Source organism: Ramlibacter paludis (genome assembly GCF_022012305.1).
In the GTDB taxonomy this organism is placed as follows: Bacteria; Pseudomonadota; Gammaproteobacteria; order Burkholderiales; family Burkholderiaceae_C; genus Ramlibacter; species Ramlibacter paludis.
In genome coordinates this window covers 445,864-472,115 of sequence record NZ_JAKLTM010000003.1, presented here as the reverse complement: position 1 = coordinate 472,115, position 26,252 = coordinate 445,864, and the positions used below count along the sequence as shown (strand labels likewise).

The following is a 26,252-nucleotide window of genomic DNA, read 5'->3' as shown; positions in this document are numbered from 1 at the left end:
CTAGCCGTGCTTGGCGAGCGCCGCCGAGCGCAGCAGTTCCTCGACGGCGGCGAGCTCCGCGGGCTTGGTCAGGTGGCGGTCGAAGCCCGCGTCGCTGGTGCGCTTGCGGTCTTCCTGCGTGCCCCAGCCCGTGAGCGCGACCAGCAGCGCGTTCTCGCCGGCCGGCATGTTGCGCAGCTGGCGCGCGACGTCGTAGCCGCTCAGGTCGGGCAGGCCGATGTCGAGGAACACCACGTCGGGCGCGAAGTCGGGCGCGGCAGCCAGCGCATCGCGGCCGGTGTGGGTGATGTGGGCCGCATGGCCTTCCATTTCCAGCAGCACGCCCAGGCTCTCGGCGGCGTCGGTGTTGTCGTCGACCACCAGCACGCGCAGCTGGCCGGCCTTGCGGGAATCCGACGCCGGCGCGCTGGTGGCGCCCGGCTGCACCTCCTTGACCAGCGGCAGCCGCACCGTGAAGGTGCTTCCCTGGCCCCGGCCCGGGCTGGTGGCGGTGACGCTCCCGCCATGCAGTGCGACCAGGCTCTGCACCAGCGACAGGCCGATGCCCAGCCCGCCTTGCGGCCGCCCTTCGGCGGTGGAGACCTGCGCGAACATCTCGAACACCTTGCCCAGCGCCTCGGGGCCTATGCCCACGCCGGTGTCGGTCACGCTCAGCACGGCCTCGTCGCCCTCGCGCGTGACGCGCAGCGCGATGCGGCCACCCGGCGGCGTGTACTTGGCGGCGTTGTTCAACAGGTTGCTCACCACCTGCGCGATGCGCGTCGGGTCCGCGTTCATGGGCAGCGGCTCGGCCGGCGTCTCCACCTGGAAGCCGTGGCGGGACGACTCGATCAGCGAATGGCTCGTTTCCACCGCGGTGGCCACCACGTCCTTCAGGTCCATGGGCCGGCGCCGCAATTCGACCTTGCCGGTGCTGATGCGGGCGACGTCCAGCAGGTCGTCGACGAGGTGAACCATGTGCTGCACCTGGCGCTCCATCATCTGGCGCGTCTTCTCCAGCATCTCCGGCTTGTTGCCGGCCAGCCGCATCAGGTGCAGGCCGTTGGACAGGGGCGCGAGCGGGTTGCGCAACTCGTGCGCGAGGGTGGCGAGGAATTCGGTCTTGCGCTTGTTGGCTTCGGCGAGCTGGTCGGCCAGGCGGCGCAGGTCCTGCTCGGCGACCAGGCGCTCGGTGATGTCGGAGAAGAGCACCGCCACGAGGTCGCTGCCCGGACCGCCGAGGCGGTTGGCATAGACGTCGAACCAGCGGTGCATGGCCTTCGACTCCTCGACGAAGCGGGTCGCTTCGCCGGTGCGGGCGACGCGGTCGTAGAGCTCGAACCAGCGGGTTTCGATGCCCGGCGCCAGCTCGTTGATGGTGCGGCCCACGGCATCGCGCAGGCCGGTGTGCATGCTGAAGGCCTCGTTGGCTTCCTCGAACGAGTAGTCGCGCACCGTGCCGTCGGCTTCACGCAGCAGCCGGATCACGCAGAAGCCTTCGTCGATCGATTCGAACAGGGTGCGGTAGCGTTCTTCCTTGGCCTCCAACCGCTGCTCGTAGTCGCGGCGCTCGCGCGCGCGCAGTTCTTCCTTGCTGCGATAGAGCTCGACGAACACCGACACCTTGGCCATCAGCACTTCGGCGCGCAGCGGCTTCGAGAGGAAGTCGACCGCGCCGAGTTCGTAGGCGGACATCTTCGCTTCTTCGGGGTCGTCGCCCGCCGTCACGAACAGGATGGGCGTGAAGCGCGTGCGCGGCCGCTTGCGGATCTCGCGCGCCACCTCGAAGCCGTCCATGCCCGGCATGCGCACGTCCAGCAGGATCGCGGCGAAGTCCTGTTTCTCCAGCGCGGCCAGCGCTTCGAGGCCCGATTGCGCCCGCACCATGTCCACGCCCAGCGGCCCCAGCGCGGCTTCCAGGGCCAACAGGTTGGCCGCCTGGTCGTCGACCAGCAGCACGTGGGTAGCGATGGATTGGAAGGGCACGGTAACGATTGGTTCGGACAGCGTCCGGGCAGCCGGAGTCTAAGTCGCTTTGCAAGCGCATGGGCCGGTGCCGGCGGAGTTGGCGCCTTGTCCGGCGCGCTTGTGGGACGCGTTCGCGCGGGCCGCAGGCAGTGGTCCTACGGCTGCGCCACGCGCTGCAATGCATAGTTGCTCCGGCGGCGAGCAGCCGCCATGCCTTGGAATCTTTGAGCCCGGCCGCGTGCCGGGCATTTTTTGGCCTCTCACTTTCCAACCATGCGCCTCAGAGCCCGCAACCGGATCGAACTGCATTGCGAAGAGGACTGCCCGCTGGCCGCGATGCTGCGACCGCGCAGCAATGCAGACCAGTGGATAGTGGCGGAGCGCTACGAGATCGCGCCCTGGGTGCCGGCCACCGAATACGTCGACGGCTTCGGCAACCTGGTGCAGCGCTTCACGCTGCCCGCCGGCAACAGCGTCGTCACCGTGGAAAGCGAAGTCGAGGTGGCCGAGCAGATCGCGGTGGACCGCAAGGCGCCGCAGGTCCCGCCCGCGCAGCTGCCCGATGAAACCCTGGTCTACCTGCTGCAAAGCCGCTACTGCCCGAGCGACAAGATGGAAGAGCGTGCGCGCGACATCGTGCAGGGCTGCGCGCCGGGCTATCCGCAGGCCGAGCGCATCCAGGAATGGATCCGCGACAACATCGAATACCGCTACGGCGTGAGCGAGGAGAGCACCTGCGCGCTCGACACGCTGCAGCACGCCGCGGGCGTCTGCCGCGACTTCGCGCACGTGGGCGTCGCGCTGTGCCGCAGCCTCACCTTGCCGGCGCGCGTGGTCGTGGGTTACCTGCACGAGCTGGACCCGATGGACATGCACGCCTGGTACGAGGTCTTCCTCGGCGGCCACTGGTACGCCTTCGACGCCACGCAGCAGCAGCCCAAGGGCGGCCGCATCGTGGTCGCGCATGGCCGCGACATCGCCGACGTCGCCTTCCTGTCGAATTACGGCCCGCTGGAAATCACGCAGATGGACGTGACCGTGCGCGAAGCGTAGGGTGGGTTGCGCTGGCAAGCCCCCCGTGCCGGCGGCGCCATGAGAAAGGGCCGGCAAAGCCGGCCCTCCTGACAAGGCTGAGGCGCTTCTTACTTCTTCTGGGCGACCTTGGAGCCGTCCTTCTGGGCGGCGACTTCGCTGGCCGGCGTGACGTCGATCTTGGGCACCGTGATGGTGGCTTCCTTGCTCTCGACCTTCACTTCCGGAACCTTCACTTCCTTTTCCGTCGTGGACACGTCGACCTTCGGCGCGGTCACGTCGTACTTCGGCAGCGTGACGTCGCCTTCCTTGGTCTTCGACACTTCGTACTTCGGCACTTCGACGTTGCCTTCCTGCGTCTTGCGCACGTCGCAGCCCACGAGGGCGAGGGACGCGGTGGCGGCGATGCAGGCGAGGACGATAGAGGTTTTACGCATGACAGGGACTCCCTTTGGTTTGGTGCTGCGAATTGTGGGAGGCGCCGCAAAGCACGGCTGTAAGAGAGGGACGGCATCGGCCGTCCGAAGGATGCCTACCGTTGTGCTTGCGGGCCCTTACGAGGCGACCGCCTGGCCCAGCACTTCGGTGAGCTTGGCGTGCACTGCCGCCGGGTCGGCCGGCTTCACCAGGTGGGCCGAAAACCCGGCTTCGGCCGAGCGGCGCAGGTCCTGCTCGGCGCCGTAGCCCGACAGGGCCAGCACGGGCAGGTCCTTCGACAGCGCACGGCCGATGTCGATGCCGCTGCCGTCGGGCAGGCCGAGGTCGGTCAGCACGGCGTCGAAGGTGCGCGCGCGCGCAACGCGCAGCGCATCCGCGCAGGTCGCCACGTGTTCGACCACGTAGCCGTACTCCTCGAGGCACATGGCCAGCGCCACGGCGGCGTCCTCGTTGTCTTCCACCAGCAGCACCCGCTTGCGGTCGCTGGCGCCCGGCGTTTCGGGCGCCGCGACTTCCGGCGGGGCGAGGGTGGCCTCCGCGCTGGGCATCGCGATGCGGAAGGTGGCGCCGCTGCCGCGGCCGGCGCTCAGGGCGGTGATCTCGCCGCCGTGCTGCGCCATCAGCCCGTAGGCGATCGCCAGGCCCAGGCCCAGGCCGCCGTAGCTGCGCGACACCTCGGCGTCGGCCTGCTCGAAGGGCCGGAAGATGCGGGGCAGCGCGTCGGGCGCGATGCCGATGCCGGAGTCGCTGCACTCCAGCGTGAACAGGCCGTCGCGGTTGGCGGTGCGCAGCGCGATGCGGCCGCCTTGCGGCGTGAACTTGATGGCGTTGCGGATGATGTTCCACAGCACCTGCTGCATGCGGGCCTGGTCGGCATCGACCCAGGGATCGGTGGCGTCGAGGTCGAGCGCCAGCTGGATGCGCTTGTCCTGCAGCGCGTCGGCCACCATGGCCACCACGGCGCGGGCCAGCTGGTGCATGTCGACACGCGCGCGCTGCAGGCTCACCTTGCCCGAGCTGATGGCGGTGAGGTCCAGCAGGTCGTCGATCAGGCGCGCTTCGAGCGCGACGTTGCGGCGGATCATGGGCAGCAGGTCGCGATGCCGCGGGTCCACCTGCACCGCCTTCTCCAGCAAGTGGACCGCGGTGGTGATCGGCGCCAGCGGCGTGCGCAGTTCGTGCGAGAGGACCGCCAGGAAGCGGTCCTTGGCCCGATTGGCGCGATCGGCTTCTTCCTTGGCGGCGCGGAGCGCTTCGGCGGCCATGTAGCCTTCCGTCGCGTCGTGCACCAGCTTGCAGTAGCCCGGCAGCCCGTCGTCCGCCTCGAGCACCGTCAGCACGCCCTCGGCCCAGAGCCGGCGTCCATCCTTGGCGATCAGCCAGCAGTTGTCGCTGGCCTTGCCCTTTTCGCGGGCCACCCGCATCTCGCGCACCAGCGCCTCGTCCGGCTGCGACTCGGGCGGGAACAGGATGGCGGCCGAACGGCCCACCACTTCCTCGGACGCGTAGCCGAACACCGTTTCGGCGGCGCGGTTCCAGAATTCGATGCGGCCCTCGCCATCGAGCAGCAGCACGGCGTAGTCGTGCAGGCCGTCGACCACGCGGGCAAAGGTCATGTCGGCATGGCGCAGCTGGCGCTCGGCGAGGTCGCGCGCGCGCCGGTCGTCCACTTCGCGCAGCGCGCGGCGCAGCACGGGGGCCAGCCGCGCCAGGCGCGACTTGCTCACGTAGTCGGTGGCGCCGCGCTTGAGCAGCTCCACCGCGTTGTCCTCGCCGATCACGCCGGAGACGAAGACGAAGGGCGTGTCGGGCGCGATGCGGTTGCGGTGCTCCAGCAGGTCGGAGCCGGTGAAGCCGGCGAGCTCGTAGTCGGACAGCACCACGTCCCAGCCGCCCGCATGCAGGGCGGTGACGAAGTCGGCTTCGTTGCGCAGCACCTGCAGCTGCGCGTTGGGGTAGGCCTTCTCCAGCTGCACGCGCAGGAGCTCCTCGTCGAGGCGCGAGTCCTCAATCAACAGCGCCCGCAGCAGCCGGCCGTCGGCCTCGCCCGCCTCAGTCATGCCGGCGCCTCGCGCTGCGCAGCGATCCCGGGGGCGGCTCGTTCAGCACCGCCCAGAAGATGCCGAGGTCGGCGATGGCTTCCACGAACTGCTTGAATTCGACCGGCTTCACCACGTAGGCGTTCACGCCCAGCTGGTAGCTGCGCAGCACGTCGGTCTCCTCGTGCGAGGAGGTCAGCATCACCACCGGGATGCTGCGCAGCCCCTCGGTGGAGCGCACCGTCTGCAGCACTTCCAGGCCGTTCACCTTGGGCAGCTTCAGGTCCAGCAGCACCACCGCCGGGTTGCCTTCGGCGCGGTTGGCGTATTCGCCGCTGCGCCCCAGGTAGTCGAGCGCGGCTTCGCCGTCTCGCACGATGATGACTTCGTTGGCCAGCTGGCTGCGTTCCAGGGCCACCAGCGTGAGCTCGAGGTCGCGGGGGTCGTCTTCGACCAGGAGGATGGGCTTGAGCATCAGACGGACTCCTCAAGGGTTTTCTTGCCGTTGTTGTTGTCTTCGGGACGGAAGGGAAGCACGAAGCCGAAACTGGCGCCGCGGTCGGGCTCGCCGCGCGCCCACACCGAGCCGCCGTGGCGTTCGATGATCCGCTTGACGTTGGCCAGGCCGATGCCGGTACCGTCGAAGTCCTCGCTGCGGTGCAGCCGCTGGAACACGCCGAACAGCTTGGCGACGTACTTCATGGGAAAACCGACCCCGTTGTCGGTGATCTCCAGGCCGGCGGCCTGGGGCGCCGCCGACGGTTCGATGCGGATGCGCGCCGGGTCGCGGCCGCGGCTGTACTTGACCGCGTTGCCGAGCAGGTTGCGCAGCGCCACCTGCAGCAGGAGCGGGTCGGCCCACAGGCGCGGCAGGGGCCCGGCGATGTCCCACTCGATGCGGCGGTTGCGTTCCTGCTGCCGCAGCTCCTCCACCAGGTCCTCCACCAGGGCGGTGGTGTCGACCAGCGAGGGCTTGATGGCCGAGCGGCCCATGCGCGAGAAATCGAGCAGGGCGTCGACCAGCTGGCCGGCATAGGCGGCGGCTTCCTTCACGTGGCGCAGGTAGCGGCGCGCGCGGTCGTCGAGGCGGTCCGCGTTGTCCTCCATCACCAGGTCGACGTAGCCCGCGATGTGGCGCATGGGCGCGCGCAGGTCGTGCGACACGGTGTAGCTGAAGGCTTCCAGCTCCTTGTTGACGCGGCCCAGCTCGATGGCGTGGCCGGCCATTTCCTCGGCCCGCCGCAGCACCAGCGCGATTAGCGCCTGGCGCAGTTCGACCACGGCCGCCTGCTGCGCGCCCAGCCAGGGCGCCGAGCGGCCCCGCACGCGCTCCTGCCAGCTGTCGAAACTCAGGCGCGGGTGGATGCGGCCGGCCGAAGGCAGGGTCTTGCGCGGGTCGCCGGCCCACTGGATGGTCTGCACCAGCTCGGGCCGGAACCAGAGCACGACGTGGCGGTGGACCTGCGAGATAGACAGCGCCAGCACGCCGGCGCAGCCGGGCAGCAGCTCCTCGCCCTCGGGGTAGACCTCGGACAGGCGGTCGGTGCAGAAGGACTGCTCCCCGCGGCCGGCGATCCAGTGCGCGAGCTTGCGGATCTGCTCCTGCTGCGGCACGCGGCCGATGGTCCAGCAGCTGTCGTTCAGCACCACGGCGGCGCCGGTGGCATCGGCCAGTTCCGGCAGGCCCAGTTCGGGCGCGACCAGCCGCTGCAGCGTGCCGTCGGTCTCGGCCATCATCGCCACCAGCGTCAGCACGCGCTGGTGCAGCGCCAGGCGTTGCGCCACTTCGGCGTTGTCCTCCTGCGCCTGCACCTGCAGCGACAGCAGCCGGCCGAGGTGTTCGCAGGCCACGCGCGTCTGGAAAGGCAGGTGGAGCGCTTCGTGGTTGTGGCAGGAGACCAGGCCCCAGAGCTGTCCGCGCACGACGATGGACACCGACATGGAGGCGAAGGTCCCCATGTTGCGCATGTATTCCAGGTGCACCGGCGACACGCTGCGCAGCGCGGCGAAGCTCAGGTCCAGCGCAGCGGGATCGGACGCGCCGGGAGCCGCAACGAGCGGCACGGGCTCGTAGTTCGCGTCGGGGATCAGCCGGATGTGGTTGACGCGGTAAAGCTCGCGCGCCTGGGCCGGGACGTCGCTGGCGGGAAAACGGTGGCCGGCGTAGGAGGCATACCCCTCGTCGATGCGTTCGGCCAGCACCTCGCCGTGGCCGTCGGCATCGAAGCGATAGACCAGGCAGCGGCCGAAGCCGGTGAGGCGCTTCATGTCGCGCGCCACGCGCTGGCACAGCTGGTCCACCGAGACGGCCTGCTGCAGCTGCGGCAGCAGCTCGCGCGCGACCTGGTAGATTGGCGCCTGCATGCCGGCGGCGGCCGTACTCGGCTCGTATTCCACGACCAGCTGCGCGCCCTGGCGATGCGCCGTCACGTCCCAGGCGCGGCTTTGCCATTGCAGGCTGCCGACCCAGCTGGGGCCGGCACCATCGACCAGGACGTTGGCGTCGATCGGCAGGGCGGCGGCCGCTTCCCTGGCTTCGTCCGCGCCGGCCCAGTTGGCGCTGAATGCGAGCAGGGCGCCATCGCCCGCGGAGAGCACGACCATCCGGCCGTGGGGCTGGATGGCGCCCGGCACGCGGATCGGTTCGCTGGCGCATTGCGCCAGGTCAGGCAAAGGTAACGCGCTCATCGAGGGTCTGTTCCAGGTGCGCGGTCAGCGCGTCGAAGGTGGCGCAGGCGGCGGCGCACGCAGTCTCCACGCAGGCCGGTGCGGCCAGCTCGGAGCGCAGCTCGCTGCGGAAGTCGCGCCACATGCCGGGCGTGTCGTCGCCCCAGCCGTGGAAATAGGAACTGCCCATGCCCGGGGCCAGGCCCGCGCCGGCCAGGGCGCGGCTGATCACCTGGCCGCCCAGCGCCGAGCCCTCGATCACGTAAAGAGAGCCCCAGGCCGCCGCATTGCCTTGCAGGCGCGGCACGGCCGGCTTGGCGGCCAGCGGAGGCAGGGCGAGCGCGGCCAGGTCCTCCTGCAGGAAGTGCCGGCGCGAGCGGCCGTGCAGCCAGGCATGGCGATGCGCCGGCAGCGCGTTGGCCACGCTCTGCTCCCAGGGCGCGAGGAAGGCATGGAAGGCTTGCAGGATGCGGCCGTAGCGGGCCCGGTCGCCCATGCGGCGCAGGTCCATCAGGGTGTCGATGCGCGCATGCCGCTCGCGCGTGGCCTGCCGGAGCGCCAGCAGGGCGGTGTCATCGGAAAGGGCCGGGCGCTCGGTGGCTGCGGTGGGGGACTTCAAAGGTTGGCCAGGGGGCGGGAAATTCGGACTGCCGGCATCCTGTCATCGTTCAGCCTGCCCGTGTGTAGGACAACGCCGATGGTCGCGCTGAGGTACGCACATCGAATGCTAACCAGGTTGGCATGCCGACGTGGAGCGCGGGTCGCGCTGCTCAGGCCTTGGGGTCTTCCGCGTGCGGATCGACCGGGCGCAACGGCAGCCGGCGCCGGTTCTCCAGCGTCTGCAGGGTTTCCAGCGCGCTCGCCGCACCCTCGCCGCTATGGCGATCCAGCGGCGGCGAGACCGGCTTGGCTTCCTGCTTGGGCGACGGCTTGGGGCCGCCGCGCTGGTTTCGTTTGGGCACAGCACTCCTTGATGCCGACCCAGTGTGAGCGCCGCGCCTGGCTCGACTGTCAGCGCGCCAGCGTGTGCGGAGTAGGACAATGCCTCATCCACCCAGATTTCCGGGAGCCGCCATGCACGCCGACCACGACATCCAAGCCCAGGCCCTGTTCCGCACCCCGGCGCTGGCCAGCCTGCGCGCCGACCTCGCCCTGGCCCTGCGCGCGGCCGCGCACCATGGGCTGGGCGAGGGAGTCTGCAACCATTTCAGCGTCGCGGTGCCGCAACGCGCCGACTGGTTCCTGCTCAATCCGCGCGGCCTGCACTGGAGCGAGGTGCAGGCGCACGACATCGTGCTGGTCGACGCGAGCGGCCGCGTGCTGGCCGGCAGCCATCCGGTCGAACCGACGGCGATGTTCATCCACGCCGCGGTGCACCGCATCGCGGGCAAGGCCTGCGTCATGCACACGCACATGCCTCATGCGACGGCCCTGACGCTGACCGACCTGCGCGCGCTGGACACCACGCTGTCGCAGAACGCGATGCGTTTCCACGGGCGCGTCGCGGTGGATGCCGACTACAACGGCCTGGCGCTGGACATGGGCGAGGGCGAACGCATCGCCCGCGCGATGCAGGGCGCGGACGTGGTCTTCCTCGGCAACCACGGCGTGATCGTCTGCGGCGAGCGCGTGGACCACGCCTTCGACGACCTTTACTACCTGGAGCGCGCCTGCCAGGCCCAGGTGCTGGCACTCTCGACCGGCCGGCCCTTGCAGCCGGTCGCGCCGGAACTGGCGGCCCGCGTCGCGGCGCAGACGCTGGGCGAGCGGCTGCAGTCGGAGCTGTTCTTCCGCAGCCTGCGGCGGCAGCTGCGCTGATTCAGGCCGCGAGCGCGCGCTGCATGCCGTGCGCCATCGCGCCGTGGGGCACGCAGCTCAGGGCGAAGCTGGCAGGCTCCAGCGCGTAGAGCAGGGCACGCTTGTGCTCCGGCGTGCTGAAACTTTCCCCGGCCTCCAGCACGATGTCGCGGGCATCGTGGTCCAGCGTGATCCACAGGCTGCCCGAGGTGCAGCGTATGTGCACCGAGGCGGCGTCGGGAATGTCGAACAGGCGGCGGGCGGCGAGCTGGAAGGCTTCCACGTTCTCTCTCCTTGCATGCGTCATGCGAATCAATATACTGGCCGGACTCCCAATGGTGAAACGGTGAATCCGCATGATTCGCATGCAAGACAGGAATGCGAAAAGCGAGCCGGCGGCGGACCTCACGCGCTCGCGGCAGCTGCGGCTCGACTTGTTGCACAGCTTCGAGGCAGCGGCGCGCCACCTGAGCTTCACGCGCGCCGGGGCCGAACTGTTCCTCTCGCAGTCGGCGATCAGCCGCCAGATCCAGCAGCTGGAAGAGAGCGTCGGCGTGCCGCTGTTCGAGCGCCGGCATCGCGCGCTGGCTTTGACCGAAGCCGGCCGCATCATGCAGCGGGCGGTGCAGGACAGCCTGGAGCGCCTGCGCGACGCCGCCGCGCGCGTGCGGGCCAGCACCGCCGTCGGCCATCACGTCGCCGTCACCTGCACGCCCGGCTTCGCGTCCTTCTGGCTGATCCCGCGCCTCGCGCGCTTCACCGCCGCGCATCCGGAAGTCGACGTCCGCATCTCCGCGACCCTGGACCTCGTCGACCTGGACCGCAGCAGCATCGACCTCGCGGTGCGTTTCGTGCCGGTCGCCCAGGGCAGCGGGCCCGTGCTGTTCGAGGAGCAGGTGCAGCCCATGTGCTCGCCGCTGCTGCTGCGCGACCCGGGGCGGCCCTTGCGCGCACCGGCCGACCTGGCGCAGCACACCCTGCTGACGGTGGAGATGAAGGACGAGCCCATGGCGGACTGGGAGCCGTGGCTGCAGCTGATGGGCGTGCGCGAGGTGCACATGGCGCACACGATGCGGTTCACGCAATACAGCGAAGCGGTGGCCGCCGCGGTGGCGGGGCATGGCATCGTCATCGGCCGCCTGCCGCTGCTGGCCGACCTGGTCCGGCAGAAGAAGCTGGTCGCGCCCTTCCGCAGTCCCGCGGCTTCGCGCCGCGGCTACTTCGTCACTTTGGCCGCGCATGCGGCCCACAACCCCGACGCCCATGCTTTTGCCGGCTGGCTGCTGGCCGAGGCGGAACAGGCGACAAGGAGAACTTGATGGCGACCATCCAGCACGAATTCGAGGTTCCCGCCGCGGCCGAGGAAGTCTGGGCCGCCTTGCGCGATTTCGGCGCCTTGCATGACAAGCTCGCGACCGGCTTCGTCACCGCCTGCACGCTGGAGGAGGAGGGGGCGGTGCGCCTCATCACCTTCGCCAACGGCATGCAGGTGCGCGAGCGGCTGGTGACGCTGGACGACGCGGCGATGCGCATCGTGTACAGCGCCACCGGCGGCCGAACCACGCATCACAACGCGTCGGCGCAAGTGATTCCGCTGGGGCCGCGGCGCTGCCGCTTCGTCTGGACCACGGACCTGCTGCCGGACGCCATGGCGCCGGCGATCGGCCAGATGATGGCTACCGGGGCGAAGGCGATGCAGGCGCGGCTGACGCCAGCGCGCTAGACGACGCGTGCGTCCAGCCCTGGCCCGGCACGTAGCGCGTGCTCTGGGTCCGGCTGGCGTCGAAGCCGCTGGTCCACTCGGCCACGGCCTGGCCTTGCGCGTCCATCTGCAGGCGCGGCGCGGCGTTCTTGGCCGTGCGCGGCTGCGGCAGGGCGCCGGGCATCACGTCGGGCACGCTCCAGCCGCTGGAGTCGAAGCGGCTGTAGCGCAGGCTTTCGATGCTGCCGACGGTGTGGCGCCAGATGGCCATCGCCGTGCCCTGCGAATCGCTCGCGAGCTGCGGGTCGCTGTCCTCGCCGTAGATTTCTTCCAGCGGTTGCGCGGCCGTCCAGCCGGTGGCCTTGGCATAGCTCGCGGCGACGACGCGCCCATCCTGCACCCAGGCGGCCAGCGCCGTGTCGGCGCCGGTGCGGGCGATCTTTGCCTGCGTCCCGGCCGGGACGCCAGGCGGTTGCGCGATGCCATCCGCCTGCGAGGGCGAAGGGCCGGCGTTGCCCAGGACGGAAGTGGGGCTGCGTTCGCTCGCGGCGGGCGGCTTGGCGTCGCGGCAGGCGCCCAGCAAGGCCGTGCCCACAATGAGCAGGATGGTTCCTGCGGCTTTCAACTTCATGCTGGCTCTCTCCGGAATCAGGCGCTCTTGCGGCGTGGGCTCGCCTTGGTCGTGGCGCGCGCGGTGGTGGCCGACTTGCGCGCCGCGGCTTTCTTCACCGGGGCGGCCTCGTCGTTGGCGGCCGCCTTGCGGGCCGGCGCATTGCCCTTCAGGCTGCGTTTGAGCAGCTCGGTCAGGTCGATGATCTCCGCGCCCGCGGCCACGTCCTCGCCGGGCAGCGGCGCCACGTGGCGCTTGCCGCCTTCGCGCGATTTCTGTTCCACCAGCTCCATCAGCTTCTCGCGGAACTCGTCGTGGAACAGGTCGGGTTGCCAGTCGCCGGCCATGGCCTCGACCAGCTGTTCGGCCATCTTCAGTTCGGCGGCGCTGACCTTGGTGTCCTCGTCGGGCCAGGCCAGGCCGGCGGTGTCGCGCACCTCGTCCTCCCAGCGCAGCAGGTTCAGCACCAGGCCGTTGCCGCGCGGGAACACGGCCGCGAGGTGCTGCTTGGTGGAGATCACGACGCGGGCGATGCCGACCTTGCCGGTGCGCTCCAGGGTCTCGCGCAGCAGCGCGAAGGGCTTCTGGCCGCCCTTGCCGGCGGGGCTCACGTAGTAGGGCCGATGAAAGAAGACGGTGGGGATCTGGTTGGCGTCGACGAAAGACTCGATGGCGATGGTCTGCGTGGACTTGGGCAGGGCCGCCTTGATTTCCTCGGGGGTGAGCACGACGTACTGGTCCTTCTCGACCTCGAAGCCCTTGACGACTTCCTCGCGCGCCATGGCTTCGCCGGTGGCCTTGTTCACCTGCTGGTTGCCGACGGGGGTCATGCTCTGCTTGTCCAGCAGGTTGAACTTCATCCGGTTCTCGGCGGTCGCGGAATGCAGCGACACGGGAATGTGCACCAGCCCGAAGCTGATGGCGCCCTTCCAGAGGGTGCGGGAACTGGTGGGAGCGGGCATGGCAGGCAGAAGGTCCTTGGTCAGGCCTTCCACCCTAGGGAAGCGGGGCCGCACCCGCTGTAGGACTGTGCAGGCTCGCGGTGCAGGGCACCGCGGCTTCTGCCGATCAGCCGCCCTTGTGCGGACGCTTGCCCGGGTTCTTCTTGCTGCGGGTGGCGGTGCCGCGCTCGAGGCTGACCTTCTGGCCGCGTCCGTCCTTGCGGACGCCCAGGCCTTCTGCAAGCTTGGGGGCCGGGGTGCGCTTGCGATCAGCTTCGGTGACGATCTTGTTACCCATGATTTCCTCTGGTTCCTTCGAATCGGATGGTTTGTTTCGGACTACGGACAATACACCACTCCGCCGGCCTGGCTGCACAGGCCGTTCGGGCCCGCCAGATTGGGCCCCACCTGGCGCAGGTGGGTGCCGTCGTCAGCCCAGCAGCCGCCGATGTCGCAGTGGGTCGGCGTGGGCGGGCGCTGGATCGCCACCGGCGGCGGGATGGGAGTCGGCGGCGCCATCGGCAAGGCCACGCTCGGCGGCGTGATCACGGGCGCGGGAATGGCGATGGGCGCCTGCAGCACGCGGGCCGGACGGCCCGGCGTTCCGCTTCCGCCCAGGCAGGTCCGCGCCGCGCTGGCACGCAGGGGCTGCGTTGCGGCATCGTCCCCGCCGCGCGCCGCCTGCAGTGCGGCCAGGGCATCGCCGCAGGCGGCCGACTTCAGCGGGTCGCCGTCCTGGGCGTGTAGCAGCGCGGGGCCCAGGGCCAGCACCAGCAAGGGAAGGGTTCTCATGGCGGCGTTCGCGTCCTTGTCCGACAGCAAGGCCGCGGCGGCCTGGCTTACCTTCTGTGCATGACCTCGCGATCGTCCACAAGTTCCAGCCGTGCCGTGCGCGGCGAGCGGCCCACCTCGTCGGTTCCGGCGAGGCCCGACGCCGGCGAGAACTCGTCCAGCACGCTGATCGAAGCGCCGCTGAAGCCGCGCAAGGGCAAGCTCGACCCGCACGACTTTGCCGATGGCGGCGGCAGCGGCGGCGCCGAGGCCTATAGTCGCCGCAAGACCGGGAAATAGAACGGACCACCCGAACGACGGCCGCCTCGCGTGAAGATCGCGACCTTCAACGTCAACGGCATCAAGTCCCGGCTGCCGCACCTGCTGGAATGGCTGGAGCGCGCGCAGCCGGACGTCGCCTGCCTGCAGGAACTCAAGGCGCTGGACGAGGGCTTTCCGGCCGACGCGATCCGCGCCGCCGGCTACCAGCCGCTGTGGAAGGGCCAGCGCTCCTGGAACGGGGTGGCGATCCTGGCGCGGGGCGAGCAGCCGCCGATCGAAATCCGGCGCGAGCTCCCCGGCGACCCGGGCGACGACCACAGCCGCTACCTCGAAGCCGCCGTCGACGGCGTGCTGGTCGGCTGCCTCTACCTGCCCAACGGCAATCCGCAGCCGGGCCCCAAGTTCGACTACAAGCTGCGCTGGTTCGAGCGCCTCATCGCGCACGCGAAGACCCTCGTGGACAGCGAGCATCCGGTGGTGCTGGCCGGCGACTACAACGTGGTGCCGACCGACTTCGACATCTACAACCCGCGCTCCTGGCTGAAGGACGCGCTCTTGCAGCCGGAAAGCCGCGCGTGCTACCAGCGGCTGCTGGACCAGGGCTGGACCGACTCCGTCCGCGAGCTGCATCCCGACGAGGCGATCTTCACGTTCTGGGACTACTTCCGGCAACACTGGCAGCGCAATTCCGGGCTGCGGATCGACCACCTGCTGTTGAACCGCACCCTGGCGCCTTCCCTGAGGAAGGCGGGCGTCGACACCTGGGTCCGGGGCCGGGAGAAGGCGAGCGACCATGCGCCGACCTGGATCGAGCTCGACCTCGGCCGGGCGCCGGCGAAGAAGAAGGCGGCTCCCAGGAAGAAGACCCGTCCCGCAGGCTCCACTTAAGCGAATTACCTAGCTCCTGGGGCGCATTCCCTTACCGTGAAGGCCCGCCAGGCGTGGTTTCATTCGGTTACGCGCGATACATGGAGCCACCGCATGGAAGAGATCATCGACGAGCCGCTGCTGCTGGAAGCCCTGTCCGACAAGGTCCTCCATCAACTGGCGCCTTCCGTCTGGAAGAACCTCTTCCTTGGCGAAGGCCGCAGCGGCATCGTCTTCGAGCAGCGCCAGCTGACGCTGGTGCACGTCGACGCCGAACTGCAGCCCGGTGCCACCGGCGAGGCCTGGGAACACTTCTGCTTGCAGCTGCAACAGCTCGCCGCGCGCCATCGCGGGCGGCTCGATCCGTACGTCGCCGCGACCGCCCTGGTGACCTTCGAGGAACCCGGCGCCGCCGTGCGCATGGCCATGAGCCTGCAGCGCGCCGCCGCGGGCCTGGACCTGCGCATCGGCATCGTGAGCGGTCCTTGCGTGCTGGCCTTCATCCGCGCCCAGGGCCGGCTCTGGTGCACGCCGCTGGGCGCGCAGCCCGAGCGGGCAGCGCAGGTCGCCGCGGGTGCGAACGCCGGCGGCATCGTGATCTCGCCCGAGGCGCACGCGCCCGGCGCGACGCTGCTGGCCAAGGCCACGGGCCCGGCTTCCGAGTTCCAGGATTCGGAGATCACCCTGTCGGGCCTCACCGAACACGTCGCTGAACCGGCAGCCAAGCCGGCCACCGCCGCCAGGCACTAACCGCCGAAACCGCCTTCGGCGAGGAAGCGCTCTTCATCTGCCGTGCTCGCGCGGCCCAGCACCGCGTTGCGATGCGGGAAGCGATTGAAACGGGTGACGATGTCGCGGTGGTGCCGCGCGAAGCGCAGCGACTCGCCGCCGATGGGCTCCATGCAGGCCACGCAACGATCGAGGTCGCGCACGTCTTCCGAATGCATCAGGGGCATGTAGAAGAAGGGGCGCAGCGGGGCGTCCACCTGCCGGTCGAGGCCCGCGCCTATGGCTGCATCCGCGGCTGCGCGAGCCTGCGCATCGGTGGCATACATGCGCGGCGTGTCGCGAAACGCGTTGCGCGGGAATTGATCGAGCAGGAGCACGAGGGCCAGCGCGCCTTCGGCGGACTGCGCCCATTCGCGCAGCTGCCCGGCGGCGGCCGCTTCGTGCGTGGCCAGGAAGCGTTCGCGGAATTCGTGGTCGAACGCGGGGTCCTTGCGGAACCACTTCTGCGGCCCGGCGCCGCGCCAGAAGCCGACCACGTCCGCGCTGGAGGCAAGTTGCTGCGTCATGCCGCCATTGTGGCGAGGGCATGAAAAAGCGGGGCCGGGCCCCGCTCGTGCTTGCTGGAGAAGCTCAACGCTTCTGGTTGCTGCCGCCGCTGCTGCTGTCACTCGAGCCACTGGAGCCGCTGGTACCACTGGTACCGCTGCTGCCGCCCTGTTGGCTGCCACCCTGCTGCTGGCGCTGCTGGTCCTGCTGGCGTTGCTGCTCCTGCTGGCGCTGCTGGTCCTGCTGGCTGCCACTCTGCTGGTTCTGCTGATTTTGCTGGTCCTGCTGGCGACCGGAGCCGCCCTGCGAGTCCTGCGAGCTGCCGGTGTTGCCGCTGCCCTGCTGGCCGCCCTGGCGGTTCTGCTGGTCCTGCTGGCCCTTCTGGTCCTGCTGCTTCTGCATGCCTTGCTGGTTCTGCTGGTTGTCTTGTCCCTGTGCCATGGTCATTCCTTTGCGGTGGTCGGGGCCCGGATGCGGGCCTCCCGACCACTGTAGGGACGCGGGGCGCGCACGACTGTGGGACGCGAGCCCGCAGTTTGTAGGAACCGGCTTGCGCTGGGGCAGGGCCTTCTCTGGCTCAGCGGGCGTAGTGCCTTTCCTACACGCAGCCGCTGGGCCAGCTTGCAGGCGAGGCGTGCGGCACGGCCTACATTGCCGGCATGAGCACCAACACCAGCATCGGCCCGGGCCCCGCGCGCGGCGGCAACGAAGACCACGGCAACGCCGATGGCTGCGGCAACAAGACACTGGGCGAGCACGCCGTGCCGCAGGAGCCGGAGGCCGGCGCCGCGGACGCCAGGCAGCCGCCCCAAGGGCCCGCGACGCCGTCCACCCAGGAGCGCTGACATGGCGCTGGCTTCCTGGCGCGCCACCGGCGCGGCGCTGACGCTTTCCCTCCTGGCCGCCATGTCGGGCTGCGCGCCCATGCAGCGCGATGCGCCCGTCGTGGAGCAGATCCAGCACTACCAGGCCACGCTGGCCGGCGCGCAGGAAGTGCCGCCGGTGGCGAGCGCGGCCACGGGCAGCGCGGAGGTCGACTACCACCCCCGCAGCAACATGCTGCACTGGCGCGTGACGGCCAACGGCTTGAGCGGCAAGGCCACCGCCGCGCACATCCACGGGCCGGCGGGACCGGGACAGAACGCGCCCGCGATCGTGCCGCTGGACGTGCGTCCGGCCACCATCAACGGCCAGCTGCGGATCACGCCGGAGCAGGCGACGCAGCTCGAATCGGGCCAGTGGTACGTCAACATCCATACCGCGGCCCATCCCGATGGCGAGATCCGCGGGCAGCTGCGTTCGCGCCCGGACTGACGGCTGGTTATAGTCCGCGCGCAACCAACGGAGCGCGCGTGTCCCCATCGCAATGCCTGCCGGCGCACGTGCCGGTGCTGATCGCCGGCGGCGGGCCGGTGGGCCTGGCGCTGGCCGCGCTGCTGGCGCGCCAGGGCATCGACAGCCTCGTTGTCGAAGCCGACGACGGCTACTGCACGGGCAGCCGCGCGATCTGCATTTCGCGCCGCTCGCAGGAGATCCTCGGCTGGGCCGGCGCGGGGGCGGCGCTCGCCGCCAAGGCACTGCCCTGGACCGGTGGGCGCAGCTATTACCGTGGCGCCGAGGTGCTGTACTTCCGCATGCCCAGCGACCCGACCGAGCGCTTCGCGCCCATGGTCAACATCCAGCAGTTCTACGTCGAGCAGTTCGTCGCGGAAGCGCTGGCGACCGGTCCGGCGCGCGTGGCGTGGGCGTCGCGCGTCGGTGCGGTGGCGCCGAAGGAGGAGGGCGTAGAGGTCGAAGTCGAGACTGCGGGCGGGCGCCAGCGGGTGCATGCCGATTGGGTGGTGGCCTGCGACGGCGGCCGCAGCACGGTGCGCGAACAGCTCGGGCTGCAGCTCGAAGGCACGCAGTACGAGGGACGCTACGTCATCGTCGACATCGTGCAGGCCACGCAAAGGCCGGTCGAGCGGCTCGCATGGTTCGATCCGCCTTCCAATCCCGGCTCGACGCTGCTGATGCACCGCCAGCCGGACGACGTCTGGCGCATCGACTACCAGTTGCGCGACGACGAGGACGCCGCCGAGGCGCTGCAGCCCGGGAACATCCTGCCGCGCGTGCAAAGCCATCTCACGATGATCGGCGAGCATGCGCCGTGGAAGATGCTGTGGGCGTCGATGTACAACGCCAAGTGCCTGACCTTGCCCGCCTACCGGCACGGCCGCGTGCTGTTCGCGGGCGATGCGGCGCACCTGGTGCCGATCTTCGGCGTGCGCGGCCTCAACTCCGGACTGGACGATGCCGCGAACCTGGCGTGGAAGCTCGCGCGCGTGCTGCAAGGCCGCGCCGGTCCCGGATTGCTGGACACCTATTCGACGGAGCGCGTCCAGGCCGCCCGCGAAAACATCGCCTACGGCGCGAAGAGCACGGAGTTCATGGCGCCGCCGGACTTCGCCTTCCGCCTGCTGCGCGAAGCGACGCTGCGCCTCGCGCTGGACGACGCTGCCGTGCGCTCGCTGATCAATCCGCGCCAATCGGCGCCGGTCGCGTACCGCGACTCGGCCTTGAACGGTCCCAGCGTGGGCGAGTGGCGAGGCGAGGGCGCAGCGCCGGGAATGCCCGCCCCGGAGGCGCAGCTGGCAGGACGGCCGGTCCGCCACCTGAGCGAAATGTTCGGCCGCGACTTCACCTGCCTGGTCTTCGGTGAAGCTGCGCCCACCATCGAACGCCCAGGCCTCGCGGTGGTGACCGACCTGCAAGGCCAGGCGCGCGAACGCTACGGGCTCCCGGAACCCCATGCCACCGGCCTCGTGCTGGTGCGTCCCGACGGCTACGTGCTGGGACGCTGGCGTGGCCTCGACCCGGCGCCGCTGCTCGCCTGCCTGCAGCAGAAGGGACTCGCATGAACGAAGCCGATCTCGACCGCGCTTACACCGCGCTCGCGCATGCGCTGGCCGACGTGGGCGAGGAACGCAGCGAACTGATGCTCGCCATGCTGGCGCTGGCCCTCATCGCGCGCGCCGGCGACGCCGACACCGTGCTGCCGCTGATCGCGCAGGCGCGCGACAAGGCGCGCACTCCATAATCGGCCGCAGGAGGTCCCCATGAACCTGCGTCCCCTGGGCCGGTCGGCCCTGCGCGTGTCGCCGCTGTGCTTCGGCGGCAACGTCTTCGGCTGGACGGCCGACGAGCGCACTTCGTTCTCGCTGCTCGACGCCTGGCTCGATGCCGGCTTCAATTTCATCGACACCGCCGATGTGTACTCCCGCTGGGTGCCCGGCCATGCCGGTGGCGAATCCGAAACCATCATCGGCAAATGGCTCAAGGCCGGCGGCCGGCGCAGCCAGGTCGTGATCGCGACCAAGGTGGGCATGGACATGGGCGAGGGCCGCATCGGCCTGGCGCCGCAAAGGATCCGGCAGGCCGTGGAGGATTCGCTGCGGCGCCTGCAGGTCGACTGCATCGACCTGTACCAGGCGCACAAGGACGACGAAGCGACGCCGCTGGAAGCCACGCTGGAAGCCTTCGCGCAATTGATCGAGCAGGGCAAGGTGCGGACCATCGGCGCGTCCAACTACAGCGCGCCGCGGCTCGCGCAGGCTCTGGACACCAGCAAGCGGCTGGGCCTGCCGCGCTACGAAAGCCTGCAGCCGCTGTACAACCTGAACGACCGCGCCGGCTTCGAGGCCGAACTCGCGCCCTTGTGCCAGAAGGAATCCATAGCGGTCATCAACTTCTACGCGCTGGCCGCGGGCTTCCTCACCGGCAAGTACCGCACGCCCGAGGATGCGGGCAAGAGCGCGCGCGGCAAGGGCACGGTGCAGAAGTACCTCAACCCGCGCGGGCTGCGCATCCTGGCTGCGCTCGATGCGGTGGCGAAGCGCCAGTCCTGCAAGCCGGGGCAGGTCGCCATCGCCTGGCTGCTGGCGCAACCGGCCGTGACTTCGCCGATCGCGAGTGCGACCTCGCTGCAGCAACTCGAGGAACTCGTGCGTGCGGTGCGCCTTGCGCTGACGCCGGAAGACCTGGCGGAACTGGACCGCGCGAGCCGGGAAGCCTAGCCCGGGCCGCTCAGGCCCGGACCGCTTCGTGCGACCAGGTCACCGCGTCCAGCGGTGTCAGGTCGGAGATCTCGCCGGCTTCATCTTCCCGGTCTTCGGCCCTGTCCTCGTGTTCGTCCAGCCGGAAGCGGCTGGTGGCGGCCACGAGTTCGCCGGCCTGTGCCAGCAGCGACTCGATCGTCGTGTTGATTTCCTGCACCAGCGCCGCGTTGCTCTGCGTGGCGGCATCCATCTGGCCGATGGTGGTGTTGACCTGTTCGATGCCCGCGCGCTGCTCGCCGCTGGCGCGCGCGATTTCGGCCACCAGCTGCGCGACGTCGTGCGCGACCCGCACCACCTTGGCCATCGATTCGCCCGCGCGCACCGCGGCCTGGCTGCCTTGCTGGGCCTGGCCGACGGCCTGGGACACCAGCTGCTTGATGTCGCGCGACGCCTCGCCGCTGCGTTGCGCCAGCATGCGCACTTCGGCCGCCACCACGGCGAAGCCGCGGCCATGTTCGCCGGCGCGCGCTGCTTCCACGGCGGCGTTGAGGGCCAGCAGGTTGGTCTTGAAGGCGATCTCGTCGATCACGCCCACGATGTCCGACACCTTGCGCGACGACTGGTGGATGCCTTCCATCGTCTGCACCACGCCTTGCACGGCCTGGCCGCTGTCGGTTGCCAGCGTGGACGCTTCGCGCGCCAGCTGGCTGGCCTTGCCGGCGCCGTCGCTGTTCTGCTTGACGATGGCCGTCAGCTCCTCGACGCTGGCCGCGGTTTCTTCCAGCGAAGCGGCCTGTTCCTCGGTGCGTGCCGCCAGTTCGGTGTTGCCGACCGAGATGCGCTGGGAGGCCCCGCTCACGGCCGAAGCGCTGTCGCGGATGGCGCGCACCAGCGCGTTCAGGCGTGCCTGCATGCTGCCCAGGGACGCGACCACTCGCCCGGTCTCGTCCCGGTAGGACTTCTTGACGGTCAGCCGCAGGTCGCCGTCGGCCACGCGTTCGGCCGTCTTCGCCGCGAAGTGCAGGGGCCGGACGATGCCGCGGGTGATCACCCAGGTGGCGGCCACGCCGAGGGCGATGCCGAACAGGGTGACGAACATGAAGCGCCACTCGGTCTGCGTCGCCTGCTTGCGGCCCGCCTCGGCGCGCTCGTGCGCCAGGCCGGTGGTGAGGTCGACCAGCGATTGCAGGTCGGCCCCGAGCGCGGCCTGCAGCGGACGCAGGTCGTTGTAGACGATGGCCTGCGCCGGCGCGTACTCGGCCTGGTCGGACAGCTCCATGGCGTCGTGCAGCTTGGCGGCGATCGGCTTGTTCGCGTCCTTCAGCTTGGCCACCAGCGCGCGCACGCGGCTGTCGGCCTGCTCACCGCCGCCCAGCCGCTCGAGCGCGGCGGCCGCGTCCAGGTAGGCCTTTTCGGAGGCCTTCAGGGCTTCGTGGGCGGCCCGCTGGCGATCGACGTCGGTCTGGCCGACGAAGTCGCGGATGGCCACCGCTTCGGTGAGCTGGGCCGCCCGCATCGCGGAGGCCGCATTGAGCAGGGCGACGTTGTCGCGGGCCAGCACGCTGGCGTGCTCCTCGACCGCGCGCAGGCCGTGGAAGGCCACGCCCATGGCCACCAGGGAGATGGCCAGCAGCACGCCGAAGGCCAGCCCCAGCCGTACGACGACCTTCAGATTCCGCATGTCATGCCTTCCCTGAGGATGAGCTGGCAGGATGCCAGTGGCGCCTAGTTGTTGCAAGTTGTATGTGGTGTCCGGTGCACAACGGCGTGCTAGCTCATCCGAAAGTAATAACCATGCGCCGGTCCGGAGACGGCCGTGCACCTAAAATGCGCGGTTCCCCCCGAAGAGACCGAATGAACGCCCCCGTCGACGTTTCCTTTTTCGCGCGCGCCGCGAAGCCGATCACCAGCTACCGCAAGTACTGGGCGCATCGCTTCGGCCCCGCGCCGTTCCTGCCGATGAACCGGCAGGAAATGGAAGCGCTCGGCTGGGACAGCTGCGACGTCGTGCTCGTCACGGGCGATGCCTACGTCGACCACCCGAGCTTCGGCATGGCCGTGATCGGCCGCACGCTGGAAGCGCAGGGCTTCCGCGTGGGCATCATCGCGCAGCCGGACTGGCACAGCGCCGAGCCCTTCAAGGCGCTCGGCAAGCCCAACCTGTTCTGGGGCGTGACCGCGGGCAACATGGATTCGATGATCAACCGGTACACCGCCGACCGGAAGATCCGCAGCGACGACGCCTACACGCCCGGCGACGTGGGCGGCAAGCGCCCCGACCGCGCCGCCATCGTCTACAGCCAGCGCTGCCGCGAAGCCTTCAAGGACGTGCCCATCGTGCTGGGCGGCATCGAAGGCTCGCTGCGCCGCATCGCGCACTTCGACTACTGGTCGGAGAAGGTGCGCCACAGCATCGTGCTCGACGCCAAGTGCGACCTGCTGCTGTACGGCAACGCCGAACGCGCGATCGTCGAGATTGCGCACCGCCTCGCCGGCGGCGAGCCCGTGGCCCAGATCACCGACGTGCGCGGCACTGCCTTCGTGCGCCGCGAAACGCCGGACGGCTGGCTACAGATCGATTCGACCAGCGTCGACGCGCCGGGCCGCGTCGAGGACCACGTCAATCCCTACCTCACCATCGCCGACCAGGCCAAGGCCCAGGGCCAGTCCTGCGCGAAGGAAGAGGGCGGCGAGCCGCCCAAGACGGTGCAGTTCGTCGCCAATCCGCGCGTGAAGCTCAATCGCGACCGCACGGTCATCCGCCTGCCTTCGTACGAGGCGGTGAAGTCGGACCCGGTGCTCTATGCGCACGCCAATCGCGTGCTGCACCTGGAGACCAATCCGGGCAACGCGCGCGCGCTCGTGCAGGCGCACGGCGAGCGCGATGTCTGGCTGACGCCGCCGCCGATCCCGCTGACCACGGCGGAGATGGACCACGTGTTCGGCCTGCCGTACGCGCGCGCCCCGCACCCGGCCTACGGCCAGGAAAAGATCCCCGCCTGGGAGATGATCCGCTTCAGCGTGAACATCATGCGCGGCTGCTTCGGCGGCTGCACCTTCTGCTCCATCACCGAGCACGAAGGCCGCATCATCCAGAGCCGCAGCGAGGAATCGATCATCCAGGAGGTCGAGGACATCCGCGACAAGGTGGCGGGCTTCACCGGCGTGATCTCCGATCTGGGCGGCCCCACGGCCAACATGTACCGCCTGGGCTGCCGCAGCCCGGAGATCGAGGCCGCCTGCCGCAAGCCCAGCTGCGTCTACCCCGGCATCTGCCAGAACCTCACCACCGACCACGGCCCGCTGATCAAGATCTACCAGCGCGCGCGTTCGCTCAAGGGCATCAAGAAGGTGCTGATCGGCTCCGGCCTGCGCTACGACCTGGCGGTGCAGTCGCCCGAGTACGTGAAGGAACTGGTGCAGCACCACGTGGGCGGCTACCTGAAGATTGCGCCCGAGCACACCGAGGCCGGCCCGCTGTCGAAGATGATGAAGCCGGGCATCGGCAGCTACGACAAGTTCAAGCAGCTCTTCGAGAAGTTTTCGGCCGAGGCGGGCAAGGAGCAGTACCTGATCCCGTACTTCATCGCGGCGCACCCCGGCACCAGCGACGAGGACATGCTGAACCTCGCGCTCTGGCTCAAGCGCAACGGCTTCCGCGCCGACCAGGTGCAGGCCTTCTACCCGAGCCCGATGGCCACGGCCACGGCGATGTACCACTCGGGCAAGAACACGCTGCGCAAGGTGACGCGCGACAGCGAAGGCGTGGACATCGTGCGCGGCGAGCGGCGCCGCCGCCTGCACAAGGGCTTCCTGCGCTACCACGACCCGAACAACTGGCCGATGCTGCGCGACGCGCTCAAGGCCATGGGCCGCGCCGACCTGATCGGCAATGGCAAGCACCACCTGGTGCCGACCTACCAGCCGCTCACGGACGGCAGCTACGCCAGCCCGCGGCGCAAGAACTCCACCGCGGCACCCGCCAAGCCCGCGCGCGGCCGCATCCTCACGCAGCACACCGGCCTGCCGCCGCGCGTGACGGGCGCCGCCAAGCCTCCGCGCAAATCCCGTTAGGTCCCGGCTCCCGCGCTGCCTAGAATCGGGCCTGCGCGGCGGACGTCCGCGAGAGGGGACCATTCGATGTTGCCGTGGCTGCGGGTGCCCGCCCGGCCGGTGATCGCGCTCGCGCTGCTGGCCTGGCTGCTGGTCGCCGCCGTGGCAACGGCGGCGGTCTGGCACGAGCGAACCACCGCCATCGCGCGCGCGCGCCTGGCCGCCGCCGCCACCACCGCCTTGATGGAAGCGCAGACCGCCAGCACCTTGCAGGTGGTGGACCTGGTGCTGCAGGAGGTGGCGGGCCACCTGGCTGCCGAGCCGCTGCCGCGCCACGACGCCGAGCTGCGCGCACTGATGCAGGCGCGGCTGAAGGACATGCCGTATGTGCGGGCGCTGTTCGTGATCGGACCCGACGGCTTCATCCTGCACGACACCGACTACCCGAAGACGCCGAACGTCTCGCTGGCAGACCGCGGGTATTTCGTAGCCCACCGGGCCGATCTCGCGCGCGTGCGCGATCTCTCGGCGCCGCTGCAAAGCCGCTCGGGCACCGGGTGGTTCGTGGCCGCCACGCGCCGCCTGGGCGACGGCCAGCGCTTCGAGGGCATCGTCGTTGCCGCCCTCCAGCTGCGCTATTTCGCCGACCTCTACCAGCGCGTGGGCCTGGGCCCGGGCCACCAGATCGCGCTGTTCCACCGCGACGGCCGGCTGGTGACGCAGTTCCCCGCCGAGTCCGGCGTCATCGGCCGCAGCTACGCCGACTTCCCGCTGTTCCGCACGCACCTCACGCGCGCCGCGCGCGGCGTCTACATCACCAGCGGCGGACCGGTCGGCTACCAGCGCATCCTGAGTTACGACGCCCTGGAGCAGCAGCCGCTGGTGGTGACGCTGTCGCAGGACCTCGATGTCGTGCTGGCGGGCTGGCGGCACCTGGCCGCAGCGGCAGCCGGGGGACTGGTGGTGCTGGCCCTGCTGCTCGCGGCCGGCGTGGCGCAGTACCTGCGCGCGGAGGAGCACCGCCAGCGCGTGCGCGAGCGGCTGGCGCAGGGCGAGAAGATGGAAGCCCTGGGCCAGCTGACCGGCAGCATCGCGCACGACTTCGCCAACGTGCTGGCCATCGTTGCCACCAACCTCGAGCTGCTGCAGCGCGGCTCGGGCCCGCCGCCCGCGCGCGTGCTGGAACGTGCGCAGCGCGCCGTGGCGACCGGCACGGAGATGACGCGCCAGCTGATGGCGTTTGCCCGCAAGCGCGAGATGGTGGTGGTGGAGGCGGACCTCAACGACGCCGTGACTTCGGTACTGCCGCTGCTGGAGCAGGCCGCCGGGCAGGGCATGGTGCTGGTGCCGGAACTGCAGCCGCGGCCGGCGCGCTGCCGGCTCGACCGCAGCCAGCTCGAGGTGGCGCTGATCAACCTCACGGCCAATGCCCGCGATGCGGCCGGCGGGCGCGGCCGCATCGTCTTGCGAACCGGCGAACGCGCCGGCCGGCCCGACCTCGTGCGCCTGAGCGTGCAGGACGACGGACCGGGCATGGAGGAGGCCGTGCGGCGCCGCGCCCTCGAGCCCTTCTTCACCACCAAGGGCGAGGGCGGCACCGGCCTGGGCCTCGCGCAGGTCTACGGGATGATGCAGCAGTTGGGCGGCGACCTGACCATCGTCAGCGCGCCCGGGCAGGGCACGACCGTGCACCTGGACTTCCCCGCCGCGCCTTAGATGCGGGTGCTAGTGGTAGGCCCCGATGCGGTGGAAGGCCGCGGCCCCTAGGCTGTGCCCCGCATTACAGGAGACACG

General features: G+C 70.1%; 29 protein-coding genes. 14 read left to right on the top strand and 15 right to left on the bottom strand.

The features are described 5' to 3' along the window. Positions 1-1,965, bottom strand: a complete 1,965-nt coding sequence (locus LZ009_RS12735; RefSeq protein WP_275698305.1) for a response regulator — start codon at positions 1,963-1,965, stop codon at positions 1-3. Positions 1,966-2,220: 255 nt separating this feature from the next. On the opposite strand from LZ009_RS12735, the gene LZ009_RS12730 reads away from it, so the two are divergent. Then, the gene (locus tag LZ009_RS12730; RefSeq protein WP_275698304.1) at positions 2,221-3,000 is read left to right on the top strand and encodes a transglutaminase family protein; all 780 of its coding nucleotides are present in this window, start codon (positions 2,221-2,223) and stop codon (positions 2,998-3,000) included. An 89-nt stretch (positions 3,001-3,089) separates the two neighbouring features. On the opposite strand, the gene LZ009_RS12725 is transcribed toward LZ009_RS12730, so the two are convergent. From LZ009_RS12725 to LZ009_RS12700, 6 genes are all read right to left on the bottom strand, one after another. Next, positions 3,090-3,416, bottom strand: a complete 327-nt coding sequence (locus LZ009_RS12725; RefSeq protein ID WP_275698303.1) for a hypothetical protein — start codon at positions 3,414-3,416, stop codon at positions 3,090-3,092. A gap of 117 nt (positions 3,417-3,533) precedes the next feature. After that, positions 3,534-5,477, bottom strand: coding sequence for a hybrid sensor histidine kinase/response regulator (locus LZ009_RS12720; protein ID WP_275698302.1), 1,944 nt, complete (start codon positions 5,475-5,477; stop codon positions 3,534-3,536). Beyond that, on the bottom strand, positions 5,470-5,931 hold the full coding sequence (locus LZ009_RS12715) for a response regulator (RefSeq protein ID WP_275698301.1): 462 nt from the start codon (positions 5,929-5,931) through the stop codon (positions 5,470-5,472). The genes LZ009_RS12720 and LZ009_RS12715 overlap by 8 nt, the downstream gene beginning before the upstream one ends. Beyond that, positions 5,931-8,144 (bottom strand): ATP-binding protein, encoded by a 2,214-nt coding sequence (locus tag LZ009_RS12710; RefSeq protein ID WP_275698300.1) that lies wholly within the window; start codon positions 8,142-8,144, stop codon positions 5,931-5,933. Before LZ009_RS12710 ends, LZ009_RS12715 begins: the two co-directional genes overlap by 1 nt. Further along, positions 8,122-8,742, bottom strand: a complete 621-nt coding sequence (locus tag LZ009_RS12705) for a biliverdin-producing heme oxygenase (RefSeq protein ID WP_275698299.1) — start codon at positions 8,740-8,742, stop codon at positions 8,122-8,124. The genes LZ009_RS12710 and LZ009_RS12705 overlap by 23 nt, the downstream gene beginning before the upstream one ends. A gap of 151 nt (positions 8,743-8,893) precedes the next feature. Beyond that, positions 8,894-9,085 carry a hypothetical protein gene (locus LZ009_RS12700; protein WP_275698298.1) on the bottom strand — a complete coding sequence of 64 codons (192 nt, stop codon included), beginning with the start codon at positions 9,083-9,085 and terminating at the stop codon, positions 8,894-8,896. A 112-nt stretch (positions 9,086-9,197) separates the two neighbouring features. Between LZ009_RS12700 and LZ009_RS12695 the strand changes: the two genes are divergently transcribed. Further along, on the top strand, positions 9,198-9,941 hold the full coding sequence (locus LZ009_RS12695) for an aldolase (protein WP_275698297.1): 744 nt from the start codon (positions 9,198-9,200) through the stop codon (positions 9,939-9,941). Position 9,942: 1 nt separating this feature from the next. Here the strand turns inward: LZ009_RS12695 and LZ009_RS12690 are convergent, their stop codons facing one another. Then, the gene (locus LZ009_RS12690) at positions 9,943-10,203 is read right to left on the bottom strand and encodes a DUF2917 domain-containing protein (protein WP_275698296.1); all 261 of its coding nucleotides are present in this window, start codon (positions 10,201-10,203) and stop codon (positions 9,943-9,945) included. Positions 10,204-10,276: 73 nt separating this feature from the next. Here LZ009_RS12690 and LZ009_RS12685 point away from each other — a divergent pair, with 73 nt between their 5' ends. Then, the gene (locus tag LZ009_RS12685; RefSeq protein WP_275698295.1) at positions 10,277-11,239 is read left to right on the top strand and encodes a LysR substrate-binding domain-containing protein; all 963 of its coding nucleotides are present in this window, start codon (positions 10,277-10,279) and stop codon (positions 11,237-11,239) included. Then, a complete protein-coding gene (locus tag LZ009_RS12680; RefSeq protein WP_275698294.1) occupies positions 11,239-11,643 on the top strand; it encodes an SRPBCC family protein in 405 nt (134 codons plus the stop codon). Before LZ009_RS12685 ends, LZ009_RS12680 begins: the two co-directional genes overlap by 1 nt. Here the strand turns inward: LZ009_RS12680 and LZ009_RS12675 are convergent. From LZ009_RS12675 to LZ009_RS12660, 4 genes are all read right to left on the bottom strand, one after another. Beyond that, entirely contained in the window at positions 11,597-12,253 is a 657-nt protein-coding gene (locus tag LZ009_RS12675; protein ID WP_275698293.1) for a hypothetical protein, read from the bottom strand. The two genes, LZ009_RS12680 and LZ009_RS12675, sit on opposite strands and share 47 nt — an antisense overlap. A 17-nt stretch (positions 12,254-12,270) precedes the next feature. Further along, positions 12,271-13,194 carry a non-homologous end joining protein Ku gene (gene ku, locus LZ009_RS12670; RefSeq protein WP_275698292.1) on the bottom strand — a complete coding sequence of 308 codons (924 nt, stop codon included), beginning with the start codon at positions 13,192-13,194 and terminating at the stop codon, positions 12,271-12,273. 106 nt (positions 13,195-13,300) lie between these two features. Continuing rightward, a complete protein-coding gene (locus tag LZ009_RS12665; RefSeq protein ID WP_275698291.1) occupies positions 13,301-13,471 on the bottom strand; it encodes a hypothetical protein in 171 nt (56 codons plus the stop codon). A 41-nt stretch (positions 13,472-13,512) separates the two neighbouring features. Then, positions 13,513-13,965 (bottom strand): hypothetical protein, encoded by a 453-nt coding sequence (locus tag LZ009_RS12660; protein ID WP_275698290.1) that lies wholly within the window; start codon positions 13,963-13,965, stop codon positions 13,513-13,515. A gap of 60 nt (positions 13,966-14,025) precedes the next feature. Between LZ009_RS12660 and LZ009_RS12655 the strand changes: the two genes are divergently transcribed. The 3 genes from LZ009_RS12655 (at position 14,026) to LZ009_RS12645 (ending at position 15,843) form a co-directional block, all read left to right on the top strand. Then, a complete protein-coding gene (locus LZ009_RS12655) occupies positions 14,026-14,244 on the top strand; it encodes a hypothetical protein (RefSeq protein ID WP_275698289.1) in 219 nt (72 codons plus the stop codon). 30 nt (positions 14,245-14,274) lie between these two features. Next, positions 14,275-15,114, top strand: coding sequence for an exodeoxyribonuclease III (xth, locus tag LZ009_RS12650; protein ID WP_275698288.1), 840 nt, complete (start codon positions 14,275-14,277; stop codon positions 15,112-15,114). Positions 15,115-15,207: 93 nt separating this feature from the next. Continuing rightward, complete coding sequence (locus tag LZ009_RS12645; protein WP_275698287.1) at positions 15,208-15,843, top strand: nucleotidyl cyclase domain-containing protein; 636 nt, start codon at positions 15,208-15,210, stop codon at positions 15,841-15,843. Here the strand turns inward: LZ009_RS12645 and LZ009_RS12640 are convergent. Both LZ009_RS12640 and LZ009_RS12635 read right to left on the bottom strand, forming a co-directional pair. Continuing rightward, complete coding sequence (locus LZ009_RS12640) at positions 15,840-16,388, bottom strand: DUF924 family protein (protein WP_275698286.1); 549 nt, start codon at positions 16,386-16,388, stop codon at positions 15,840-15,842. The genes LZ009_RS12645 and LZ009_RS12640 overlap by 4 nt on opposite strands. Before the next feature lie 64 nt (positions 16,389-16,452). Further along, entirely contained in the window at positions 16,453-16,809 is a 357-nt protein-coding gene (locus LZ009_RS12635; protein WP_275698285.1) for a hypothetical protein, read from the bottom strand. Positions 16,810-17,027: 218 nt separating this feature from the next. On the opposite strand from LZ009_RS12635, the gene LZ009_RS12630 reads away from it, so the two are divergent. The 5 genes from LZ009_RS12630 to LZ009_RS12610 are packed head-to-tail and all read left to right on the top strand — an operon-like array spanning position 17,028 to position 20,423. Further along, positions 17,028-17,213: a hypothetical protein gene (locus tag LZ009_RS12630; RefSeq protein WP_275698284.1), complete on the top strand. Its 186-nt coding sequence runs from the start codon at positions 17,028-17,030 to the stop codon at positions 17,211-17,213. A gap of 1 nt (position 17,214) precedes the next feature. Then, complete coding sequence (locus LZ009_RS12625) at positions 17,215-17,682, top strand: CHRD domain-containing protein (RefSeq protein ID WP_275698283.1); 468 nt, start codon at positions 17,215-17,217, stop codon at positions 17,680-17,682. Positions 17,683-17,720: 38 nt separating this feature from the next. After that, the gene (locus LZ009_RS12620) at positions 17,721-19,268 is read left to right on the top strand and encodes an FAD-dependent monooxygenase (RefSeq protein WP_275698282.1); all 1,548 of its coding nucleotides are present in this window, start codon (positions 17,721-17,723) and stop codon (positions 19,266-19,268) included. Next, on the top strand, positions 19,265-19,447 hold the full coding sequence (locus LZ009_RS12615; RefSeq protein WP_275698281.1) for a hypothetical protein: 183 nt from the start codon (positions 19,265-19,267) through the stop codon (positions 19,445-19,447). The genes LZ009_RS12620 and LZ009_RS12615 overlap by 4 nt, the downstream gene beginning before the upstream one ends. A gap of 19 nt (positions 19,448-19,466) precedes the next feature. Then, on the top strand, positions 19,467-20,423 hold the full coding sequence (locus tag LZ009_RS12610; RefSeq protein WP_275698280.1) for an aldo/keto reductase: 957 nt from the start codon (positions 19,467-19,469) through the stop codon (positions 20,421-20,423). Positions 20,424-20,433: 10 nt separating this feature from the next. On the opposite strand, the gene LZ009_RS12605 is transcribed toward LZ009_RS12610, so the two are convergent. Further along, positions 20,434-22,086, bottom strand: coding sequence for a methyl-accepting chemotaxis protein (locus LZ009_RS12605; protein ID WP_275698279.1), 1,653 nt, complete (start codon positions 22,084-22,086; stop codon positions 20,434-20,436). Positions 22,087-22,259: 173 nt separating this feature from the next. Between LZ009_RS12605 and LZ009_RS12600 the strand changes: the two genes are divergently transcribed. Together LZ009_RS12600 and LZ009_RS12595 are read left to right on the top strand one after the other, a co-directional pair. Next, entirely contained in the window at positions 22,260-24,479 is a 2,220-nt protein-coding gene (locus LZ009_RS12600) for a YgiQ family radical SAM protein (RefSeq protein WP_275698278.1), read from the top strand. A gap of 66 nt (positions 24,480-24,545) precedes the next feature. Next, positions 24,546-26,174, top strand: coding sequence for a hybrid sensor histidine kinase/response regulator (locus LZ009_RS12595; protein WP_275698277.1), 1,629 nt, complete (start codon positions 24,546-24,548; stop codon positions 26,172-26,174). The last annotated feature ends 78 nt before the right edge of the window (positions 26,175-26,252 follow it).

Coding starts and splice junctions, on each gene's coding strand:
- LZ009_RS12730 (WP_275698304.1), top strand. CDS start 2,221: ATGCGCCTCAGAGCCCGCAACCGGATCGAACTGCATTGCGAAGAGGAC.
- LZ009_RS12725 (WP_275698303.1), bottom strand. CDS start 3,416: ATGCGTAAAACCTCTATCGTCCTCGCCTGCATCGCCGCCACCGCGTCC.
- LZ009_RS12720 (WP_275698302.1), bottom strand. CDS start 5,477: ATGACTGAGGCGGGCGAGGCCGACGGCCGGCTGCTGCGGGCGCTGTTG.
- LZ009_RS12715 (WP_275698301.1), bottom strand. CDS start 5,931: ATGCTCAAGCCCATCCTCCTGGTCGAAGACGACCCCCGCGACCTCGAG.
- LZ009_RS12710 (WP_275698300.1), bottom strand. CDS start 8,144: ATGAGCGCGTTACCTTTGCCTGACCTGGCGCAATGCGCCAGCGAACCG.
- LZ009_RS12695 (WP_275698297.1), top strand. CDS start 9,198: ATGCACGCCGACCACGACATCCAAGCCCAGGCCCTGTTCCGCACCCCG.
- LZ009_RS12685 (WP_275698295.1), top strand. CDS start 10,277: ATGATTCGCATGCAAGACAGGAATGCGAAAAGCGAGCCGGCGGCGGAC.
- LZ009_RS12680 (WP_275698294.1), top strand. CDS start 11,239: ATGGCGACCATCCAGCACGAATTCGAGGTTCCCGCCGCGGCCGAGGAA.
- LZ009_RS12675 (WP_275698293.1), bottom strand. CDS start 12,253: ATGAAGTTGAAAGCCGCAGGAACCATCCTGCTCATTGTGGGCACGGCC.
- ku (WP_275698292.1), bottom strand. CDS start 13,194: ATGCCCGCTCCCACCAGTTCCCGCACCCTCTGGAAGGGCGCCATCAGC.
- LZ009_RS12665 (WP_275698291.1), bottom strand. CDS start 13,471: ATGGGTAACAAGATCGTCACCGAAGCTGATCGCAAGCGCACCCCGGCC.
- LZ009_RS12660 (WP_275698290.1), bottom strand. CDS start 13,965: ATGAGAACCCTTCCCTTGCTGGTGCTGGCCCTGGGCCCCGCGCTGCTA.
- LZ009_RS12655 (WP_275698289.1), top strand. CDS start 14,026: ATGACCTCGCGATCGTCCACAAGTTCCAGCCGTGCCGTGCGCGGCGAG.
- LZ009_RS12645 (WP_275698287.1), top strand. CDS start 15,208: ATGGAAGAGATCATCGACGAGCCGCTGCTGCTGGAAGCCCTGTCCGAC.
- LZ009_RS12640 (WP_275698286.1), bottom strand. CDS start 16,388: ATGACGCAGCAACTTGCCTCCAGCGCGGACGTGGTCGGCTTCTGGCGC.
- LZ009_RS12635 (WP_275698285.1), bottom strand. CDS start 16,809: ATGGCACAGGGACAAGACAACCAGCAGAACCAGCAAGGCATGCAGAAG.
- LZ009_RS12630 (WP_275698284.1), top strand. CDS start 17,028: ATGAGCACCAACACCAGCATCGGCCCGGGCCCCGCGCGCGGCGGCAAC.
- LZ009_RS12625 (WP_275698283.1), top strand. CDS start 17,215: ATGGCGCTGGCTTCCTGGCGCGCCACCGGCGCGGCGCTGACGCTTTCC.
- LZ009_RS12615 (WP_275698281.1), top strand. CDS start 19,265: ATGAACGAAGCCGATCTCGACCGCGCTTACACCGCGCTCGCGCATGCG.
- LZ009_RS12610 (WP_275698280.1), top strand. CDS start 19,467: ATGAACCTGCGTCCCCTGGGCCGGTCGGCCCTGCGCGTGTCGCCGCTG.
- LZ009_RS12605 (WP_275698279.1), bottom strand. CDS start 22,086: ATGCGGAATCTGAAGGTCGTCGTACGGCTGGGGCTGGCCTTCGGCGTG.
- LZ009_RS12600 (WP_275698278.1), top strand. CDS start 22,260: ATGAACGCCCCCGTCGACGTTTCCTTTTTCGCGCGCGCCGCGAAGCCG.
- LZ009_RS12595 (WP_275698277.1), top strand. CDS start 24,546: ATGTTGCCGTGGCTGCGGGTGCCCGCCCGGCCGGTGATCGCGCTCGCG.